General features: G+C 69.5%; 21 protein-coding genes and 2 tRNA genes. 7 read left to right on the forward strand and 16 right to left on the reverse strand.

Features of this window, described 5'->3' with window-relative positions; translation table 11 throughout:
* Positions 1-66: 66 nt before the first annotated feature.
* A complete protein-coding gene (locus tag FNH13_RS13210) occupies positions 67-300 on the forward strand; it encodes an Lrp/AsnC ligand binding domain-containing protein (RefSeq protein WP_143783845.1) in 234 nt (77 codons plus the stop codon).
* Between the two features lie 125 nt (positions 301-425).
* On the forward strand, positions 426-830 hold the full coding sequence (locus FNH13_RS13215) for a DUF3515 family protein (protein ID WP_228266396.1): 405 nt from the start codon (positions 426-428) through the stop codon (positions 828-830).
* A 67-nt stretch (positions 831-897) separates the two neighbouring features.
* Here the strand turns inward: FNH13_RS13215 and FNH13_RS13220 are convergent, their stop codons facing one another.
* From FNH13_RS13220 to FNH13_RS13230, 3 genes are read right to left on the reverse strand one after another with little or no spacing between them, the layout of a single operon-like run.
* Entirely contained in the window at positions 898-2,034 is a 1,137-nt protein-coding gene (locus FNH13_RS13220; protein WP_143783846.1) for a D-alanine--D-alanine ligase family protein, read from the reverse strand.
* A gap of 47 nt (positions 2,035-2,081) precedes the next feature.
* On the reverse strand, positions 2,082-3,083 hold the full coding sequence (locus FNH13_RS13225) for an NAD(P)H-dependent glycerol-3-phosphate dehydrogenase (RefSeq protein WP_143783847.1): 1,002 nt from the start codon (positions 3,081-3,083) through the stop codon (positions 2,082-2,084).
* On the reverse strand, positions 3,080-3,841 hold the full coding sequence (locus FNH13_RS13230) for a lysophospholipid acyltransferase family protein (RefSeq protein ID WP_143783848.1): 762 nt from the start codon (positions 3,839-3,841) through the stop codon (positions 3,080-3,082). The genes FNH13_RS13225 and FNH13_RS13230 overlap by 4 nt, the downstream gene beginning before the upstream one ends.
* Before the next feature lie 55 nt (positions 3,842-3,896).
* Here FNH13_RS13230 and cofC point away from each other — a divergent pair, with 55 nt between their 5' ends.
* From cofC to FNH13_RS13245, 3 genes are all read left to right on the forward strand, one after another.
* Positions 3,897-4,544: a 2-phospho-L-lactate guanylyltransferase gene (cofC, locus tag FNH13_RS13235; protein WP_202878780.1), complete on the forward strand. Its 648-nt coding sequence runs from the start codon at positions 3,897-3,899 to the stop codon at positions 4,542-4,544.
* Positions 4,545-4,553: 9 nt separating this feature from the next.
* On the forward strand, positions 4,554-4,784 hold the full coding sequence (locus FNH13_RS13240) for a hypothetical protein (RefSeq protein WP_143783849.1): 231 nt from the start codon (positions 4,554-4,556) through the stop codon (positions 4,782-4,784).
* Between the two features lie 83 nt (positions 4,785-4,867).
* Entirely contained in the window at positions 4,868-5,503 is a 636-nt protein-coding gene (locus tag FNH13_RS13245; RefSeq protein ID WP_143783850.1) for an HU family DNA-binding protein, read from the forward strand.
* Between the two features lie 56 nt (positions 5,504-5,559).
* Here FNH13_RS13245 and FNH13_RS13250 read toward each other — a convergent pair.
* The 7 genes from FNH13_RS13250 to FNH13_RS13280 all read right to left on the reverse strand — a co-directional run bounded on the left by FNH13_RS13250 (position 5,560) and on the right by FNH13_RS13280 (position 9,736).
* A tRNA-Glu gene (locus FNH13_RS13250) sits at positions 5,560-5,632 on the reverse strand.
* Positions 5,633-5,730: 98 nt separating this feature from the next.
* A tRNA-Gln gene (locus FNH13_RS13255) sits at positions 5,731-5,802 on the reverse strand.
* 177 nt (positions 5,803-5,979) lie between these two features.
* Positions 5,980-7,434 carry a glutamate--tRNA ligase gene (gene gltX / locus FNH13_RS13260; RefSeq protein ID WP_229576624.1) on the reverse strand — a complete coding sequence of 485 codons (1,455 nt, stop codon included), beginning with the start codon at positions 7,432-7,434 and terminating at the stop codon, positions 5,980-5,982.
* 160 nt (positions 7,435-7,594) lie between these two features.
* The gene (locus FNH13_RS13265) at positions 7,595-7,807 is read right to left on the reverse strand and encodes a PIN domain-containing protein (RefSeq protein WP_202878781.1); all 213 of its coding nucleotides are present in this window, start codon (positions 7,805-7,807) and stop codon (positions 7,595-7,597) included.
* A 240-nt stretch (positions 7,808-8,047) separates the two neighbouring features.
* The gene (locus FNH13_RS13270) at positions 8,048-8,659 is read right to left on the reverse strand and encodes a DUF2017 domain-containing protein (protein ID WP_143783852.1); all 612 of its coding nucleotides are present in this window, start codon (positions 8,657-8,659) and stop codon (positions 8,048-8,050) included.
* Positions 8,659-8,979, reverse strand: a complete 321-nt coding sequence (gene clpS / locus FNH13_RS13275; RefSeq protein WP_143783853.1) for an ATP-dependent Clp protease adapter ClpS — start codon at positions 8,977-8,979, stop codon at positions 8,659-8,661. Before clpS ends, FNH13_RS13270 begins: the two co-directional genes overlap by 1 nt.
* A gap of 25 nt (positions 8,980-9,004) precedes the next feature.
* Positions 9,005-9,736, reverse strand: coding sequence for a sulfite exporter TauE/SafE family protein (locus tag FNH13_RS13280; RefSeq protein WP_202878782.1), 732 nt, complete (start codon positions 9,734-9,736; stop codon positions 9,005-9,007).
* A gap of 36 nt (positions 9,737-9,772) precedes the next feature.
* Between FNH13_RS13280 and FNH13_RS13285 the strand changes: the two genes are divergently transcribed.
* Both FNH13_RS13285 and FNH13_RS13290 read left to right on the forward strand, forming a co-directional pair.
* Positions 9,773-11,095, forward strand: a complete 1,323-nt coding sequence (locus FNH13_RS13285) for a nicotinate phosphoribosyltransferase (protein WP_143783854.1) — start codon at positions 9,773-9,775, stop codon at positions 11,093-11,095.
* A 118-nt stretch (positions 11,096-11,213) separates the two neighbouring features.
* Entirely contained in the window at positions 11,214-11,795 is a 582-nt protein-coding gene (locus tag FNH13_RS13290; protein ID WP_143783855.1) for an isochorismatase family protein, read from the forward strand.
* A gap of 164 nt (positions 11,796-11,959) precedes the next feature.
* Here FNH13_RS13290 and FNH13_RS13295 read toward each other — a convergent pair whose 3' ends face one another.
* The 6 genes from FNH13_RS13295 to FNH13_RS13320 all read right to left on the reverse strand — a co-directional run bounded on the left by FNH13_RS13295 (position 11,960) and on the right by FNH13_RS13320 (position 17,653).
* On the reverse strand, positions 11,960-12,910 hold the full coding sequence (locus FNH13_RS13295) for an RDD family protein (RefSeq protein ID WP_165700111.1): 951 nt from the start codon (positions 12,908-12,910) through the stop codon (positions 11,960-11,962).
* 104 nt (positions 12,911-13,014) lie between these two features.
* Positions 13,015-14,766: a DEAD/DEAH box helicase gene (locus tag FNH13_RS13300; RefSeq protein ID WP_143783857.1), complete on the reverse strand. Its 1,752-nt coding sequence runs from the start codon at positions 14,764-14,766 to the stop codon at positions 13,015-13,017.
* A 74-nt stretch (positions 14,767-14,840) separates the two neighbouring features.
* Complete coding sequence (locus FNH13_RS13305) at positions 14,841-15,137, reverse strand: DUF3039 domain-containing protein (RefSeq protein WP_165700218.1); 297 nt, start codon at positions 15,135-15,137, stop codon at positions 14,841-14,843.
* 86 nt (positions 15,138-15,223) lie between these two features.
* Positions 15,224-15,817, reverse strand: coding sequence for a YqgE/AlgH family protein (locus FNH13_RS13310; protein WP_228266397.1), 594 nt, complete (start codon positions 15,815-15,817; stop codon positions 15,224-15,226).
* The gene (locus tag FNH13_RS13315) at positions 15,814-16,257 is read right to left on the reverse strand and encodes a VanZ family protein (protein ID WP_143783858.1); all 444 of its coding nucleotides are present in this window, start codon (positions 16,255-16,257) and stop codon (positions 15,814-15,816) included. Before FNH13_RS13315 ends, FNH13_RS13310 begins: the two co-directional genes overlap by 4 nt.
* Positions 16,238-17,653 (reverse strand): NAD-dependent malic enzyme, encoded by a 1,416-nt coding sequence (locus FNH13_RS13320; RefSeq protein ID WP_143783859.1) that lies wholly within the window; start codon positions 17,651-17,653, stop codon positions 16,238-16,240. The genes FNH13_RS13315 and FNH13_RS13320 overlap by 20 nt, the downstream gene beginning before the upstream one ends.
* Positions 17,654-17,749 lie beyond the last annotated feature (96 nt).

Here is a 17,749-nt window from a genome sequence, read left to right on the forward strand (position 1 = left end):
CCTGCACGGTAGCGTCTGGGCCACGACGGGCCGCGCAGCGGCCCACACCAGCGCGCAGGAGGCGACATGGTCCAGGCCTACATCCTCATTCAGACCGAGGTCGGCAAGTCCGGCGTCGTCTCCAGGACGGTTGCCGACCTGGAGGGCGTCGTCACGTCCGAGGACGTGACCGGCCCCTACGACGTCATCGCCCGGGTCGCGGCGGCCAGCGTGGATGAGCTTGGGCGTCAGGTGATCTCACGCATCCAGGAGGTGCCGCACATCACCCGGACCACGACCTGCACGGTGGTCCACCTCTGACCGCCGCACCCACGCGCAATCTGCGGCGCGGCACCCACGACGGAGCACCGCCGCGTCCGGACAGGGACTGTCGCCCCCGCCGCCAGCCACGGAGGCGACAGTTAGGCCTCCTCACGGTGTGCGCCGTGACCTTGGCTGCCTGCACGTCGGCGGTGAAGGTGGCCCCGTTCGACGGGGCCGAGACGCCCGAGTGCCACGCGGTGGCCCAGCGCTGGCCGGTCCAGGTCGGCTCCGCGAGTCCACGGGAGACCGCGGTCGACTCGGTGACCGTCGCTGCCTGGGGAGACCCGGCCATCATCGCCCGGTGCGGTGCCGTGCCCCCCGGCCCCACGGAGGAGGCCTGCCTGGACATCGAGGGCGTGGACTGGATCGTCTCGGAACTGAACGACGGGGTCGTCTTCACGACCTATGGACGCAGCCCGGCCATCGAGGTGCTGGTGCCCGACGTCTATGAGACGCCGCCCCTGCTGCTCCCGGCCTTCGGGCCGGCCGCAGAGGTCATCGAGCAGGGGCCCAACCGCTGCTCGTGAGGAGGCAGCCCCTCAGCAGGCAGCCCCTTGAGCCAGGCCGCTCAGAGCAGGCCTGGCAACGCAGGCGTCAGCGCAGACCGGTGCGTCGCTCGAGCGCCAGGGTGATCAGCTCGTCGATCAGCTCGGGATAGCTGATGCCGCTGGCCGCCCAGACCTGCGGATACATCGAGAAGGGGGTGAACCCGGGCATCGTGTTGATCTCGTTGACCAGCACGTCTCCCTCCTCCGTGAGGAAGCAGTCGACCCGGGAGAGGCCCTCGCACCCGGCGGCCTCGAAGGCCGTGGCGGCGATGCGCTGGATCTGCGCGGCCACCTCGGCCGAGACCTCTGCCGGACTGGAGATCTCCACGTGTGCCTCATCGAGATACTTGGCCTCAAAGTCATAGAAGGCGTGCCCTCCGCCAACCACGATCTCACCGACCTCACTGACCCGTGGCGGTTCGGCGCCGTGACCGCCGAGGACCCCGACCTCCAGCTCCCGTCCGACGATGCCCGCCTCGACGATCACCTTGGGGTCGTGCTCGCGGGCCGCCTCGATCGCGGCCTCGAGGTGGGCCGGTTCCGCCACCTTGGTGATCCCCACGGAGGAGCCGGCCCGGGCCGGCTTGACGAAGACCGGGAAGGTCAGCGCGTTGGCCGCGTCCAGGGCGGCGGCCCGATCGCGGCGCCACTGCAGGTCGGTGATGACCGTGTAGGGGCCGACGGGCAGGGCCGCGTCGGCAAAGAGCACCTTCATGATGTGCTTGTCCATCATGGCCGCGGAGGCGAGCACGCCACAGCCGACATAGCGGATGTCCGCCAGCTCGAGCAGACCCTGGATGGTGCCGTCCTCGCCGAAGGGCCCGTGCAGCAGCGGAAAGACTACGTCCACCTCGCCGAGCGCCCGGGGGATCTGTCCCGGCTCCGAGACCGTCACCGTGTTGCTGCTGTTGCCCAGGGGCAGGACCACCGTGGAGTCGCTGTCCGGGACCTCGGGAAGCCGCCCCGCGGTGATCTCCAGCTGCGCCGGGTCGTCGGCCACCTGCACCCACCGGCCACCCTTGGTGATGCCAATGGGCACCACGTCATAACGCTCCCGGTCGATGGCACGCAGCACGCTCGCCGCAGTGGCGCACGAGATGGCGTGCTCCGAGGAGCGGCCTCCAAAGACCAGGGCGACCCTGGTGCGCGCGGATTCGGGCCGGGGTGCGGGCTGCTGTTCCATCGCCGCCGAGCCTAGTCGCTGCGGGCCCTCCGGCCCGTCACCGGCGCTCAGTGTCGTTCGTGCTTGTGCGGCCGGTTCATCAGCTGGTCGCCGAGCTGGCGCACGTCCATCGCGTGCTCCACCACGGCCGTGACACCGGTGCAGATCGGCATGTCGACCCCGTTGCGGGCGGCCAGGTCCAGGATCGAGCGGCACGACTTCACACCCTCGGCCGTCTGGCTGGTGATCGCCACGACCTCCTCGACCGACATCCCCTTGCCGAGGTTGACCCCGAAGGAGTGGTTGCGCGACAACGGCGACATGCAGGTGGCGATCAGGTCACCGACACCGGCCAGGCCCATGAGCGTCGCCGGGTCCGCCCCCAGCGCCGCCCCCAGTCGGGCGGTCTCGGCCAGCCCCCGGGTGATGATCGTGGACTTGGTGTTGTCGCCATAGCCCAGCCCCTCCGCCATACCGACGGCCAGCGCGATGACGTTCTTGACCGCGCCCCCGAGCTCGGCACCGACCACGTCGGTCTGGGTGTAGGGCCGGAAGTAGGGCGCGGCGCAGGCCTGCGCGACCTGCTCGGCGGTGCTGATGTCGCTGCACGCGACCACCGACGCCGCAGGCTGCTTGGCGGCGATCTCGCGGGACAGGTTGGGTCCGGAGACCACCACCACCTGGTCGGTCGGGATCCCGGCGGCCTCGTGGATCACCTCACTCATCCGCTGACCGGTGCCCAGCTCGATCCCCTTCATCAGGGACACGACCGGCACCCCGGCGGGCAGGTGGTGCCCCCAGGAGTCCAGGTTGGTGCGCAGCGTCTGCGACGGGATCGCCAAGATGACCAGCTCGGCCCCCCGTGCAGCCTCGGCCGGGTCGTCAGTGGCGCTGACCGTGTCCGGCAGCACCAGCTCGGGCAGATAGCCGGCGTTGACGTGGTCGGCGTTGATCGCCTCGGCCACCTCACGCCGTCGGGCGTGCAGCACCACCTCGCAGCCGGCGTCCGCGAGGATCGCGGCGAAGGCCGTGCCCCAGGAGCCGCTGCCGAAGACCGCTGCGCGCGTCATTTCGCAGACCTCCTCTTGCGATTCCTGCTCTCCTTCTTGCCGTCCCAGACGAAGGGTGTCGCGGGTGGCTCCTCACCACGGATCTGCGCCAGCTGCTGGGTCAGCTGCGCCATGATTCGCTCGGTGGCCTCGGTGGCGGCGGCCGAGTCCTCCCGACCCATCAAGTCCGACAGGTCTACCGCCGGTCCGGCCTTGACGTGCATCACGTGCCGTGAGAAAAGCCCCGTGGGGCGGCGCGCATAGGGCGCGAGGAGGTTCTGCACGCCCCACTGCGCGATGGGTATGACGGGTGCGCCCGTCATCAGGGCCAGCCGGCCGACCCCGCTCTTGGCCCGCATCGGCCACAGGTCGGGGTCCCGGGTCAAGGTGCCTTCGGGCATGATCACCACGGCGTCACCGTCGGTCACGGCCGCGGCCGCATCCCGCAGCGCATCGGACGCCTGCCGCGTGCCCCGATAGACCGGCACCTGGCCCAGATTGCGCAGCGCCATCCCGAGCCCCTTGATGTCGAACAGCGTCGACTTGGCCAGGAAACGCGGCGCCCAGCCGTGGTTGACGAGGTAGTGCGCCACCATGAACGGGTCGATCTCGGAGAGGTGGTTGCCGGCGACGATGAACCCGCCGGACTCCGGGAGGTGCTCTCCCCCGCTCCACTCCTGTCGGGTGATCCGGGCCAGCACCGGCCGGAGGGTGGTGATGACCCCCCGGTAGGCGAGCGGGATCTGCGTGCGAAGCGGCTGTGGTTCCACGAAGGTCATCTTGTCACCTACCGGGGTCGGTGGGGCAGACCTGGCCACCCGGCATACTGGTTAGGTGACTGAGTCCGTGCACTGGCGTCTCGTCCTGCCGGTCAAGGAGGCCCAGCGGGCCAAGACCAGGCTGCACGCTCCCCCGCCGCTCTCCCGGCCCGACCTGGCCAGGGCGATCGCCCTGGACACCCTGCACGCCGTATGCCGCGCGCTCCCCCCGGGCGACGTGCTCACCATCACCTCCGACCCGGTGGTCGGGCCGGCGACTGCAGCCCTGGGGGCGCGGGTCGTGCCAGACCCTGGGGCCGGACTCAACGCAGCCGTGAGCGCCGGTATCGCCGCCGCACGTGCGCTGGACGAGCAGGCCGGCGTGGCGGTCCTGCTGGGTGACCTGCCGGCGCTGCGCCCGCAGGACCTGCTCGAGGCACTGCACGAGTGTGCCGCTCATCCCCGGGCCCTCGTGCCCGACCACGACGGCACGGGCACGGTGCTGCTGACGGCCCGGCCCGGGGTGACTGTGGAGCCGAGCTTCGGACCGGGCTCGGCGGCACGACACGGTGAGTTCGCCACCGTGCTGACGCCGGATCTGCCCCGGCTGCGGCAGGACGTGGACGACCTGGCCGCGCTGCAGGCCGCGGTGGCGCTGGGCGTGGGGACGCACACGACGCAGATCCTGGGCGCTGCCCGCGATCAGCGGACGGCTGCGAACTAGGCTGGCGTCATGCAGGCGACGGTGCACACCTTTGACCCGGTCACCACGGCCGGCAGTCTGATCCTCGACACCGGCAAGGTGGTGCCGTTCGCGGCAGAAGCCTTCGAGGCGAGCGGCCTGCGGCACCTGCGGGTCGGCCAACGGCTGAGCATCGAGATCTCCGGCGACCCTGAGGCGGTGGGCACGGAGGTGACCCGGTTGTGGATCGTGGGGATCGGCGCCACCGAGATCATTCGGTGACCCCGTCCGCGCCCAAGTTGCGCGAATCTGCCTCTCCCGTAGTGTGAATCAGGTCCTCTTCCCGCGACGGAAACGGAGCACCAGTGAACAAGGCAGACCTGATTGAAGCACTGACTCCCACACTGGGAAGTCGCCGAGATGCCACCCTCGCCGTCGACGCGCTCGTCGACGTGGTCCTGCGTGAGGTCGCTGCCGGGGGAAGTGTCGGAATCACCGGTTTCGGCACCTTCGAGCGCACCGAACGGGCACCTCGCACCGGGCGCAATCCGCGCACCGGACAGATCGTGCCGATCGCCGGCACCCGAAGTCCACGCTTCCGTCCGGGCACCTACTTCAAGAAGGTTGTCACCGACCCGTCCGACCTCCCAGAGGATGGGCTGGCTGGCGGTCGCGCCGCTGCGGGCACCGGCAGTACCTCACCGGAGGGCGCCTCAGCCGCTCCCCGCGGCCGACGCGCGTCACCGGCGAAGGGCGCGGCCCGCCTCGTAGCAGCCGAGGATGTGGCGGCCATCGAGTCGCAACTGAAGGACTCAGCCAAGAAGACCCTCAAGAGGGCGCGGCAGGACGACGCCGAGACAGGGTCGGGCAAGGCCAAGTCCGGCAAGAGCAAGGCCAAGTCCGACGCAACCAAGTCCGGCTCAACCAAGTCCGGCAAGGACAAGAGCGCGAAAGATAAGAGCGCGAAGGACAAGAGCGGCAAGAAGACCAAGAAGAAGTAGGACCGGAAACAGAAGCGGCCCCTCACCTGATCAGGTGAGGGGCCGCTTCCCATGGGTAGCCCCGACGGGATTCGAACCCGCGCTACCGCCTTGAGAGGGCGGCGTGCTAGGCCGCTACACAACGGGGCCCTAGCAGGTGCTGACAGGCGAGCCTGACAGCGGGTGGAAGCCTACCGCACAGCGGATGCTCTTCCGAAATGACCTCTGCCGCAAGGGCATTGATCAAGCTGGGGTACCAGGACTCGAACCTAGAATGACGGTACCAGAAACCGTAGTGTTGCCAATTACACCATACCCCAAGGGGGTATCACCGTGCCTGCTGCCCGAAGGCTTCACGCATCGGTGAACCGAGGAGTGATACTACCGGCCGCCCGCGCCACTCCCAAATCGCCCTGTCTCCCCGGCGCAGATCAGGTGCGTCACGACGACTCCTTCGCAGGTGGGTCAGTGGCCCTGTGACGCTGTGACGGCCCCGCTCAGCCCGAGGCGCTCGCCAGTTCGTCCCGCAGGCGGGTCAGCCGCGCCAGCGTCGAGGCCTTGCCCAGGACCTCCATCGACTCAAACAGCGGAGGTGAGATCCGCTGGCCGGACACGGCGGTGCGCAGCGGACCGAACGCAAACTTGGGCTTGATGCCCAGCCCCTCGACGAGCGCCGCGCGCAGCGCCTGCTCGATCCGCTCGGTGGCCCACTCGGGCTGGGCGCCGAGCGTGTCCGGAATGGCACCGTCGATCGGCTCCAGGGCCGCGATCGCAGCATCCAAAACAGCTCCGGCATCGTCCTTGAGCTGAGCACGGGCGTCGTCAGCGATCGGCAGCTCGGCGTCCGAGACATAGAACGGGGCAACCAGCGCGGCAGCGTCGGTGAGGGTCACGATGCGGGTCTGCACCAGCTCGGCGAGCGCCTTCAGTCGGCCCAGCTCGGGCAGCGTCGGTTGGTCCGAGAGCACCCCCGCTGTCTGCAGGTAGGGCAGCAGTCGGCTGGCCAGATCGCCGACCTCGAGCTGACGGATGTAGTGGCCGTTGAGGGAGTTGAGCTTGTCCAGGTTGAAGATCGGACCCACCGTGTTGACCTTGTCCCAGTCGAAGCCGGCACTGAACTCCTCAAACGTGAAGAGCTCCCGCTCGGTGCCGTCCTCCTCGATGATCGGGGGGTAGCCCAGCAGTGCCAGGAAGTTCAGCAGCGCCTCGGGCAGGTAGCCCTGCTCCTTGAACCACGTCAGCCGGGCCCATGGGCTCTTGCGCTTGGAGATCTTGGCCTTCTTCTCGTCGCGCAGCAGCGGCATGTGTGCGTAGTGCGGGACCGGCAGGCCCAGCCACCGATAGAGCAGGACGTGCTTGGGCGTGCTGGAGATCCACTCCTCGCCGCGCACCACGTGGGTGATGCCCATCTCGTGGTCGTCGACCACCACCGCGAGGTGGTATGTCGGGAAGCCGTCGGCCTTGACAATCACCTGGTCGTCCGGCCGGGGCGCGGAGACCTCGCCGCGCACCAGGTCGGTGAAGGTCAGCGGGGCATCGTCCGGGATGAACATCCGCACCACCGGCGTCTCGCTGAATCCGGGCAGCCCGGCCCGCTCCTCGCGGGTCTTGCCGTGACAGAGCCGGTCATAGCCGGTCGGCTGCTTAAGCTTCTGCTGCTTCTCGCGCATCCCGGCCAGCCGCTCCCCCGAGCACCAGCACAGGTAGGCGTGGCCCTGCTCGAGCAACCGGTCGGCATACGGTCGGTAGGTCTCGAGGCGCTCGGACTGGCGGTATGGCGCGCACGGTCCGCCCTTGTCCGGCCCCTCGTCCCAGGCCAGGCCGAGCCAGGAGAGCGTGTCATAGATCTGCTGCTCGCTATCGGCCTGGAAGCGGGCCCGGTCGGTGTCCTCGATGCGCAGGATGAACCGGCCACCCTGCTGACGGGCGAAGGCCAGGTCGAACATCGACATGTAGGCCGTGCCGACGTGCGGGTCTCCGGTCGGGGACGGTGCGACACGAAGCCGCACGGCGCCGGGCAGCGTGCCGTCCGGCGCGGCCTGCTCTGGTGCTCCCTGGGCGTCGTCCTGACGCGCGTCGATGAAGGTGCCGGTGCTGGGGTTGGGTGCCTGCTCAGTCATGGTGGGCCGAGCCTATCTCTCCCCCAGCCTGGGACTCGTCCCGATCCACGGTGTGGAGCTGGAGTTCGGGGATCCCGTCAAAGTCCGCGGGGTTGCAGGTGAAGAGCGGCAGCTCGTGTGCAATGGCGGTGGCTGCGATGAGCGCGTCGTAGGCTCGGGCCGCAGCTGTGCGCCCGGCGTGGCGCAGCGAAGCCGCAACCTCCACGGGACTCACCGTGCCGGGTCGAGGATGGCATCGAGGTCAGCACGCAGTGCAGCGGCCTCCACCCGCGGGAGGCTGCGACGTCGGGCTATCAGTTCCCGCACGCTGACGGGACGGCGCTGCGATTGCGCAGATCTCTGACCGGAATCACGTCCACGACGCGAGCGTCGTCACCGGTGATACAGAGGCTGCCTGTCCACAGGTTGACGTTGAGGACCACATGCCAGCCGTGCCGTGCCCGGGTCAGCCCAGCATCGCGCCCGTCAACGACTCCTGCACCCAGGTGAGGAAGTCGTAGTAGGCCATCTGCTGCATGGCGCCCGGATCCATCTCCCCTTCGCCCTGCAGCGCCAGGGCAAACTCCTCGTGCAGCCGCTCGGAGTCCTCCTCGCTGCGCATCCCCAGCCGCTCCCCCAGGATCAGACGTATGTCGGTGAGCGCCATCGTCATCGCCCTCGCCTGGTCGGGGTCCAGGGCGAGCTTCACGGGCTCGTCGGGCTCGTGGTCTCCCTCGGCGGGCAGCGCCTCGCTCAACGCCACCATGGCGGTCGCCAGGTTGGCGGCCTTGCGGGACCGGAGCGTGTGCTCGGTGAGTCGCCGGAACTCCGCGGCCTGCCCGGCATCGGTGCGGTGGGCCGGCGGCAACAGTCGCCGCAGGGCCGGGTCACTGGGCTCCTCCGGGTCCGCCGTGCCGCCAAGACCGGCGACCAGATCCAGGAACGGGTCGCCGGTGTCCTCCCGCTCGGGGGCGACGAAGTCGTGGGTCAGACGCATCAGGTGCAGCACGACGGCGACCTCGCCGGTCTCCCAGGTCGCGGTGAACCGTCCCTTGCGGGAGCGGAACATGGTCGCCATCAGTCGTCCTTCTGGAAGGTCGCCCAGAGTCCGTAGCCGTGCATCGCCTCGGTGTCGGCCTCCATCTTTTCCCGGCTGCCGTGCGAGACGGCCGAGCGTCCCTCCTCGTGGACCTGCATCATCAGTCGTTCGGCCTTGGCCTTGGGATAGCCGAAGTGTGTCTGGAAGACCCAGGACACATAGGACATGAGGTTGACCGGGTCGTTCCAGACGATGGTGACCCAGGGCTTGTCGACGTCGGGTCGGTCCAGGACCGCGACCTGACCGGCCTCCTGCGGTCCGGGGCTGTCGGGTCCGGGCGGCTGGGTGGAGGAGGTCATGAACACGGCGTCCACTCTACGGTCCTCATCCCGCCAGGCTGCGCACCAGCAGGGTCAGTGCCGAGGCAGCACAGACCAGCAACATGATGTTGCGGATCCGCAGGGGTGAAACGTGTCGACCGACCCGACCGGAGAGCCAGAGCCCGGCCAGCAGGAAGGGCACCAAGAGCGCGGCCAGCCAGACCTGGCGGGCCTCCAGCTGACCGCTGACACCGAGTCCGATCAGGCTGAACACCGCCCCCAGGACGAAATAGACCGCGAGCGTGCTGCGGATCTGCACCGGGGACCGGTGCTGATAGAGGATCGCGATGGGTGGGCCGCCGATCGAGGTGGCGGTGGAGGTGACTCCCGAGATGATGCCCGCCCCGACCAGCGTGGTGGGGGTGATCGGCACGGTCACCGTGTGCCGGGTGACCAGGACCGCTGCCAGCACCATCACGCCGACCGCCACGGACAGCTGCCGGACGGTGAACAGAGAGACCAGCCAGACACCGAGCACGGTCCCGGGGATGCGGGCGGGCAGGGCCCACGCCAGCCCGCGCCAGTCGATCTCCTGGCGGTTGCGGGCCAGCTGCAGCAGGGGCAGCAGCGCCGCCGTGCACAGCAGCAGCCCCGGCATGAGCTCGGGGGCGACCAGGGTCGCGATCGGAGCGCCGACCAGCCCCAGGCCGAGGCCGACCAGGCCCTGCACCATCGTCCCCACGAGCAGGGCGAGCGCAATGACCGCCAACGCCCACAGTGGAACCCCGAGAATCACCGGCCCACCCTACGGCCCTCAATTACAGTGTGGCCCGTGACCAACCGCACCTCGCTCTTCACCGACCACTACGAACTGACCATGCTGCAGGCCGCCCTGGCCGGCGGTCACGCCGACCGACGGTGCGTCTTCGAGGCCTTCACCCGGCGCCTGCCCGAGGGACGACGCTATGGGGTGGTCGCCGGGACCGGACGGTTTCTGGATGCGTTGGCAGACTTCACCTTCGGCCCCGAGGAGATCGATTTCCTGCGAGAGACCAAGGTCGTCAACGAGCAGACCCTGCAGTGGCTCACGGACTATCGGTTCAGCGGAGACATCTGGGGTTATGCGGAGGGTGAGTGCTACTTCCCCGGATCGCCCCTGCTCATCGTGGAGTCGACCTTCGCCGAGGGCGTCATCCTCGAGACCCTGCTCCTGTCGATCCTCAACCACGACTCGGCGGTCGCCGCCGCAGCCTCCCGGATGACGGCAACGGCCGGTGACCGGCCCTGCATCGAGATGGGCTCGCGGCGCACCCACGAGGAGTCGGCAGTGGCCGCCGCGCGGGCGGCATACATCGCGGGGTTCGGCTCCACCTCCAACCTGGAGGCGGGCCGCCGCCACGGGATCCCCACCAGAGGCACCGCGGCACACTCCTTCACCCTGCTGCACGACTCCGAGCGCGAGGCCTTTGCGGCTCAGCTGCAGAGTCTGGGTCTGGACACCACGCTGCTGGTCGACACCTATGACGTCACCGCTGCGGTCGAGCTCGCCGTCGAGCTGGCCGGTCCCGGGCTCGGCGGGGTGCGCCTGGACTCCGGTGACCTCGTCTCCCAGGCCCATGAGGTGCGTGCCCAGCTCGACGGGCTGGGGGCGCGGGACACACGCATCGTGGTCACCTCCGACCTGGACGAGTTCGCGATCGCGGCGCTGCAGGCGGCGCCCGTGGATGCCTATGGCGTGGGGACCCGGGTGGTCACCGGGTCCGGCGCTCCGGCGGCCGGCATGGTCTACAAGCTGGTCTCCCGTGAGGGAGCCGACGGGAAGTTCGAGGGGGTCGCCAAGGCGAGCAAGGACAAGGCCTCGGTCGGCGGGCGCAAGCACGCCCTGCGTCGGCGCAACTCCATGGGCGTTGCCCACGAGGAGCGCATCGGCATCGACATCACCCCCACGGACGACGGCGACGACCGCGACCTGCTCGTCCAGCTGGTCAGCGACGGCGAGGTGCAGGTGCCGACCGACGCGCACACCGCTCGTGAGCACCACACCGCCTCCCGTGCAGAGCTGCCGACCAAGGGCCTGCGCCTCTCGCAGGGTGAGCCGGCGATCCGCACGGTCTATGAGGACGAGGCCAGCCGCACCGAGGTCGAGGGGGACTAGGTCAGACCGCGGCTGGCGGCGTCGACGGCCCAGCCTGCTCCGACACTCCGTCACGGGCGCCGGTGTGACACAAGCACCACGTGCCGGACGCCCAGGACCACCGCGTTACCGTGGGCGCATGACCCGGGCACTGATCATCGTTGACGTCCAACTCGACTTCTGCGAGGGCGGCTCATTGGCCGTCGAGGGAGGCTCCGCCGTGGCTGCCGGCGTGACGGCTCACGTGGCCGCCCACGGCGGAGAGTATGCCGCGATCGTCGCGACCGCGGACTGGCACATCGATCCGGGGGACCACTGGTCGGACGAGCCGGACTTCGTGGACAGCTGGCCCGTGCACTGTGAGGCGGAGACCGCCGGTGCCGAGTTCCGGCCCGAGCTGGCCGGCGCCCTCGACCACGTTCAGGCGGTCTTCCGCAAGGGGCAGTATGCCGCCGCCTACTCCGGCTTCGAGGGCAGCACCGAGGTCGACGGCTCGCCGGTCGGTCTGGCCGACTGGCTGCGCCAACGGGACGTCACCGGGGTCGACGTCGTCGGCATCGCCACCGACCACTGCGTGCGGGCCACGGCCCTCGACGCGGTCGCCAATGGCCTGGAAGCCACGGTGCTGCTGGACCTGACCGCTGGTGTCGCACCGGAGTCCACCGAGGCTGCCGTCGAGGCGATGCGCGCCTCGGGTGTGACGCTGCGTCAGAGCACGTGAGCCAGCAGGCCAGCCTCAGCTCTCGCGCTTGAAGAGCGCGTAGAACGCGTAGAGCACGACCACCAGGATCACGACGAAGATGGCGGAGTCGATGAGGGTCTGCATGATGTTCCTGTGCTAGATCGGGATGTGGGGTCCTGCGGAAATCGCAGCGTCACTGCTGGTCAGCGGCGCTTCTTGACGACGTTGGTCTTGGCGACCTTGTCGTTGAGCGACTGCTTGTTCTTGTCCCACAGCGGCCAGAGACCGTTGAGGAGGCCGAACAGGCCGGAGATGAACGAGAGCGACGCAAAGCCCGACAGCAGGTTGGGACCGAACCAGACCAGCGCCCGGATGACGGACGTCGCCCAGGACAACGGACCATCCTGGTCCCGCAGTCGCACCCGCAGTCCGGTGGCCATCTTGCCCACGGTCGCCCCAAACTGCTTCAGCATCAGCGCCTCGTAGACGATGCCCAGCACTGCGGTCATGAGGCCATACATCAGCAGGTCGCTGGCGAGGCCTGAGGGCACGGTGAGGGAGTCGCCCGGGTCCATCACCCAGTCCATGTAGTCGCCGAAGAAGTCCGGCATGATCACCATGGCGAGCAGCGTCGACACGACGCCGATCAGGATGCCGTCGAGGATGCGGGCCAGGAAGCGCATGCCCCAGCTGGCGATGGGCTGTCCGTCCGGGGTGACCGGACCGGTCTCCAGGCCGGTGTAGCCTCCGCCGGGCATCGGCTGACCCCAGCCGCCCTGCTGCTGACCATAGGGGTTGGCCTGCTGACCCGGCTGCCCGTACTGCGGCGCCTGTCCGTACTGCCCCTGCGGTCCGCCTGGCTGCTGCCCCGGCGCGCCGTACTGACCCCCCTGCCCATGACCCTGCTGTCCGTAGCCCGGCTGGCCCTGGCTAGCGTCCCCCTGCTGGCCCTGGCCGGCGTCCCCCTGCTGGCCGGCATACTGCCCCGGCTGTCCGTAACCCTGGCCCGCTGCCCCTGCGGCCCCCGCGCCTGCCTGGTCCAGACCAGGCTTCTGCTTGGGGCTGGTGTGCTCGGTCCACGTCACGCCGTCCCAGTAGCGCAGGCTGTCGCCGTCCTGCGGGTCGTCGTACCACCCTGCCTCACGTGTATTCATGCCCATAGCCTCCCACGGCTGGGGCCGTGTCCCGAACAACCACGCTGCCCCGCGCGGGTGTTGCGTAGCCCACGTCGTCAGCCGCCGGGTTGGCCTGCGGGCAGTCAGCGCCGCCCGACGAACCACCGCCGGATCGTCTCGATCCGCGTGGTGACCTGCTCGCTGCTGGCGGTGGCCAGCTCGGGGCCTCCGCAGGACCTGCGCAGCTCAGCGTGGACGATGGCGTGCGGCTGGCCCTTCTTCTGCGCGTAGGCCGAGACGAGCTTGTTGAGCTCCTTGCGGTGCTCGGCCAGCGCCCGGTGTGCCGAGACCTGCTCGGCCGCCTTGCGTCCCCCACCGTTGCGGACCTGCTTGCGCTGACGGTCCCGCAGGACGTCGGCCACCTGGTCCGGCTCGAGCAGGCCGGGCAGTCCGAGATAGTCCTCCTCCTCCTGACTGCCTGGCAGCGCGCCGAGGCCGAACTGCTCGGCGTCGAAGAGCACGTGGTCGAACAGGGCGTCGGACTCCAGCGCCTCGAAGGAGGCCTGCTCGGAGTCCAGGGCCTGCTCGGTCGCGTTCGCCTCTGCGACCAGGCTCTCCTCCGGAGTCCAGTCCAGACCGTCCTCGTCGGTGCGCTTCTTGTTGAGGGCGTGGTCGCGCTGGACCTCCATGGAGGCCGCGTGCCGCAGGATCAGCTCGACGCTGGGCAGGAAGACAGAGGCCGTCTCGCCACGGCGGCGGGCACGGACGAAACGCCCGATGGCCTGGGCGAAGTAGAGCGGCGTCGAGGTCGAGGTGGCGTAGACACCGACGCACAGGCGCGGCACGTCCACGCCCTCGGAGACCATCCGCACGGCGACCATCCACCGCGAGTCGCCCTCGGCGAACTTCTCGATGCGGGCGGAGGCTCCCGCGTCGTCGGAGAGCACCACGGTGGGCTTCTCACCGGTGAGCTCGGCCAGCTGCTTGGCGTAGGTCCGTGCGGACCGCTGGTCGCTGGCGATCACCAGCCCGCCGGCGTCCGGGACTCCGCGCCGGACCTCCGCCAGACGCTTGTCCGCGGCAGACAGGACCGTGGGGATCCACTCACCGGAGGGGTCCAGTGCCGTGCGCCAGGCCTGCTTGGACAGGTCCTTGGTCAGCTGCTCCCCCAGCTGGGCCGAGATCTCGTCACCGGCCTTGGTGCGCCACCGCATGCTCCCGCCGTAGGCCAGGAAGAGGACCGGCCGGACGACCCCGTCGCGGAGCGCCTCGGCGTAGCCGTAGGTGTAGTCCGACTCGGAGCGCAGGATGCCCTCGGTGTCCATGCCGTAGCGCACGAACGGGATGGCTGCCGTGTCGGACCGGAACGGGGTGCCGGTCAGCGACAGCCGACGGGTGGCCGGCTCGAAGGCCTCCCGGATGGCCTCCCCCCAGCTGAGGGCGTCCCCACCGTGGTGGATCTCGTCGAGGATGACGAGGGTCCTGGCTGCCTCGGTGCGGGCCCGGTGCAGCAGCGGCTTGCTGGCCACGCCGGCATACGTCACGGCAACGCCACGGAAGTCTCCCCCGTGGCGTCCCTGGATGTTGGCAAAGCGGGGATCGATGCTGATGCCCACCTTGGCCGCGGCCTCGGCCCACTGGGTCTTGAGGTGCTCCGTGGGTGCCACGACCGTGACCCGCTCGATGATCCCGGCGTCGATGAGCTCGGTCGCCACCTTCAGCGCGAAGGTCGTCTTGCCGGCACCGGGCGTCGCGACCGCGAGGAAGTCACGCGGCCCGTCTGCGAGGTACTGGTCAAGGGCCGCCTGCTGCCAGGCGCGCAGTTTGCCGGCGGTCCCCCACGCAGCGCGTTCGGGATAGGCGGGGGGAAGGTGAGAAGCAGCTGAGGTGGACATCGCGGATCAGGATACGAGTTGCCGGGGACAGTTCAGGACCGGCCCGACAAAGGTGCTGGTCGGCTGCGTGCCGCCTACTCCCCGCCGTCCTGCGGCGCCCGCAAACCCTCGTAGATCTCCTTGCAGGCCGGGCACACCGGGAACTTCTTGGGGTCTCGTCCCGGGACCCAGACCTTGCCGCAGAGAGCGATCACAGGCTCGCCGGAGAGGGCGCTCTCCATGATCTTCTCCTTGCGCACATAGTGCGAGAAGCGCTCATGGTCACCGGGCTCGCTGAGCCGGGGGTCGGTGCTGGTGTCCTCCCGCTCGAGCACCGCGGTCTGCGTGGACGGCGCACTCGGGGCCTCCGGGGCATCCAGTGGCTGGGACATCTTCAGTGGCATCGTCGACCTCACAGACATACACCGAGTCTACTGGGCACCCTGCGAGCGAGCCCGTGCCCTCCGGTGCGTCGTCCTCAGTTCTGCTCGGGGTCGCTGGTGTAGTTGGCGACCAACGACAGCGAACTGCGCTGGCGGACCAGCACCTCGCGCCAGAAGTCCGCGGTCTCGTGGAAGGGGTCGCGCGGCTCGCGCTCGACGACATACCAGGCGCCCTGGACCAGCTCTGCCTCGAGCTGTCCGGCGCCCCATCCGGCGTAGCCCACAAAGATCCGCAGCCCGGCGAGCTCGGGGACCACCACCGGCGGTGGGACGTCGAGGTCGACGAGAGCCAGCCCGCCGAAGAGCATCGAGATGCCCAGCGTCTCGGCCTGCACCGCCTCCCCTCCCGGCACGCTGACCAGGCCCATCGCGGAGTCCATCTGGACCGGACCGCCCTGGAAGAGGACCCCTGGTGCGGTCACGTGCGGTTGCCAGTCCGGCAGCACCGCAGCGACCTCGGCACTCATCGGCTTGTTGAGGGTGACGCCGGTGGCCCCGTCCTCGTCGTGGTGCAGGATCAGCACCACCGAGCGCTCGAAGAACTCGCCGGTCATCGGGGTCGCCACGAGCAGGTGGCCGGTCAGCGAGCCGGCGTCCTCTGCGGGGGTCCCCTGCTCACCCGCGCTCACCGCCGGCTCCCGGCCGCGGCCGGGACCGCGGCGTCGGCGGGTCGGACCGCTGCCGGGCGACGCGCCCGGAGCACGAGCACCAGGGCCACCGCCAGCCCGATCCCCACCACGTCAGCGACCAGGTCCCAGACGTCGGCGGTGCGCGTGGTGGTGAGCAGGCCCTGCAGCGGCTCGCTGACGACGGCATGCAGGAGTATGCCGAGCACCACCAGCCGGGCGCCGAGCAGGAACGCCAGGGTCGTGGGCACCCCGAACAGGAGGGCGTGCGCCACCTTGTCCTGGCCCTGGAAGTAGGGCTCCCCCGCCCCCGGCGTCAGCAGATAGAGCCCCCAGACCTGAGCCGCCAGCAGGGTGAGCAGCAGGAGCCACCCGAGCCCCCGGCATACGGTCATCACCGCAGCCGGAGGTGCCCACGCAGCGTCAGGAGGTGGCGTCGACACGCTCTCGGGCGACCTTCTCCACGGCCTGGGCCACGGCCTTACTGACCTTGGGGTTGAACACGCTGGGGATGATGTAGGTCGGGTTGCGCTCGTCGGCTCCCACCACGTCGGAGAGGGCGATCGCGGCTGCCAGTAGCATCTCGTCGGTGATGTGGTCGCTCTGGGCATCCATCAGCCCGCGGAAGACGCCGGGGAAGACCAGGACGTTGTTGATCTGGTTGGCGAAGTCGCTGCGCCCGGTGGCCACGACCGTGGCGTGCTCGGCGGCATCGGCGGGATCCACCTCGGGTGTCGGGTTGGCCATCGCGAAGACGATGGCGTCCGGTCCCATCGTGGCGATGTCGTCGCCGGTGAGGATCCCGCCGGCGGAGACGCCGATGAAGACGTCCGCACCGACCAGGGCCTCGGTGAGCAATCCACGCAGGCCGCCCTTGTTGGTCTGCGACGCGATCCAGGCCATGTTGGCGTTGTCTCCGCGGGCGATGTCGGCGCGCTCGGAGTGCAGCACCCCGTGGACGTCGGACACGATGACGTCCGTCGCACCGGCCATGAGCAGCAACCGCAGGATGGCCGAGCCGGCAGCACCGGCACCGGACAGGACGATCTTGACGTCGGGGAGCTCCTTGTCGACCACCCGCAGCGCGTTGCGCAGGGCCGCCAGGACGACGATGGCGGTGCCGTGCTGGTCGTCGTGGAAGACCGGGATGTCGAGTTCCTCGCGCAGGCGGCGCTCGATGTAGAAGCAGCGGGGCGCGGAGATGTCCTCCAGGTTGATCCCCGCAAAGCCCGGGGCGATCGCCTTGACGATGCGCACGATCTCGTCGGCGTCCTTGGTGTCCAGCACGATCGGGAAGGCGTCCACGTCGGCGAACCGCTTGAACAGGGCGGCCTTGCCCTCCATGACGGGCAAGGCGGCCAGCGGACCGATGTCTCCCATGCCCAGGACCGCGGTGCCGTCGGTGACCACGGCGACGGTGTTGCGCTTGATGGTCAGGCGGCGCGCGTCCTCGGGGTTGTCGACGATGGCCTGGCAGACGCGGGCCACGCCGGGGGTGTAGATCATGGACAGGTCGTCACGGTTGCGGATCGGCTGCTTGGACTCGACGCTGAGCTTGCCGCCCAGGTGCATGAGGAAGGTGCGGTCGCTGACCTTGCCGATCTCGACGCCGGGGACCTTGCGCATCGCCTCAACGATCTGCGTCGCGTGCGCCTCACCCCAGGTGGCGATGGTGATGTCGGTGCGCAGCCGCTCCGCGCCGGACTCGGCGATGTCGACCGCGGTGACCATGCCACCTTCCTTCTCCACTGCGGAGCTGAGCTCACCCACAGCCGTCGCCCGGGCGGGCAGTTCGAGACGGACGGTGATCGAGTTGGAGATGGACGGCGAGAATCCCATGACGGCCATTGTTCCGTATGACGGGACCTCCGCGCCCGAGGCCACGGGCGTGTGACCAAGATCGCGGTTGGGAATCCTTGCCCGCCGAGCCTTGTT

The organism is Ornithinimicrobium ciconiae, from assembly GCF_007197575.1.
Taxonomy (GTDB): Bacteria; Actinomycetota; Actinomycetes; order Actinomycetales; family Dermatophilaceae; genus Ornithinicoccus; species Ornithinicoccus ciconiae.

What these genes read in the sequence shown, in the direction of transcription:
- FNH13_RS13225 (WP_143783847.1), bottom strand. Translation starts at nt 3,083, where the DNA reads ATGACGCGCGCAGCGGTCTTCGGCAGCGGCTCCTGGGGCACGGCCTTC.
- FNH13_RS13300 (WP_143783857.1), bottom strand. Translation starts at nt 14,766, where the DNA reads ATGTCCACCTCAGCTGCTTCTCACCTTCCCCCCGCCTATCCCGAACGC.
- FNH13_RS13320 (WP_143783859.1), bottom strand. Translation starts at nt 17,653, where the DNA reads ATGGGATTCTCGCCGTCCATCTCCAACTCGATCACCGTCCGTCTCGAA.
- FNH13_RS13270 (WP_143783852.1), bottom strand. Translation starts at nt 8,659, where the DNA reads ATGGCGACCATGTTCCGCTCCCGCAAGGGACGGTTCACCGCGACCTGG.
- FNH13_RS13290 (WP_143783855.1), top strand. Translation starts at nt 11,214, where the DNA reads ATGACCCGGGCACTGATCATCGTTGACGTCCAACTCGACTTCTGCGAG.
- FNH13_RS13210 (WP_143783845.1), top strand. Translation starts at nt 67, where the DNA reads ATGGTCCAGGCCTACATCCTCATTCAGACCGAGGTCGGCAAGTCCGGC.
- gltX (WP_229576624.1), bottom strand. Translation starts at nt 7,434, where the DNA reads ATGTCGATGTTCGACCTGGCCTTCGCCCGTCAGCAGGGTGGCCGGTTC.
- clpS (WP_143783853.1), bottom strand. Translation starts at nt 8,979, where the DNA reads ATGACCTCCTCCACCCAGCCGCCCGGACCCGACAGCCCCGGACCGCAG.
- FNH13_RS13295 (WP_165700111.1), bottom strand. Translation starts at nt 12,910, where the DNA reads ATGAATACACGTGAGGCAGGGTGGTACGACGACCCGCAGGACGGCGAC.
- FNH13_RS13240 (WP_143783849.1), top strand. Translation starts at nt 4,554, where the DNA reads ATGCAGGCGACGGTGCACACCTTTGACCCGGTCACCACGGCCGGCAGT.
- FNH13_RS13230 (WP_143783848.1), bottom strand. Translation starts at nt 3,841, where the DNA reads ATGACCTTCGTGGAACCACAGCCGCTTCGCACGCAGATCCCGCTCGCC.
- FNH13_RS13305 (WP_165700218.1), bottom strand. Translation starts at nt 15,137, where the DNA reads ATGTCCCAGCCACTGGATGCCCCGGAGGCCCCGAGTGCGCCGTCCACG.
- FNH13_RS13220 (WP_143783846.1), bottom strand. Translation starts at nt 2,034, where the DNA reads ATGGAACAGCAGCCCGCACCCCGGCCCGAATCCGCGCGCACCAGGGTC.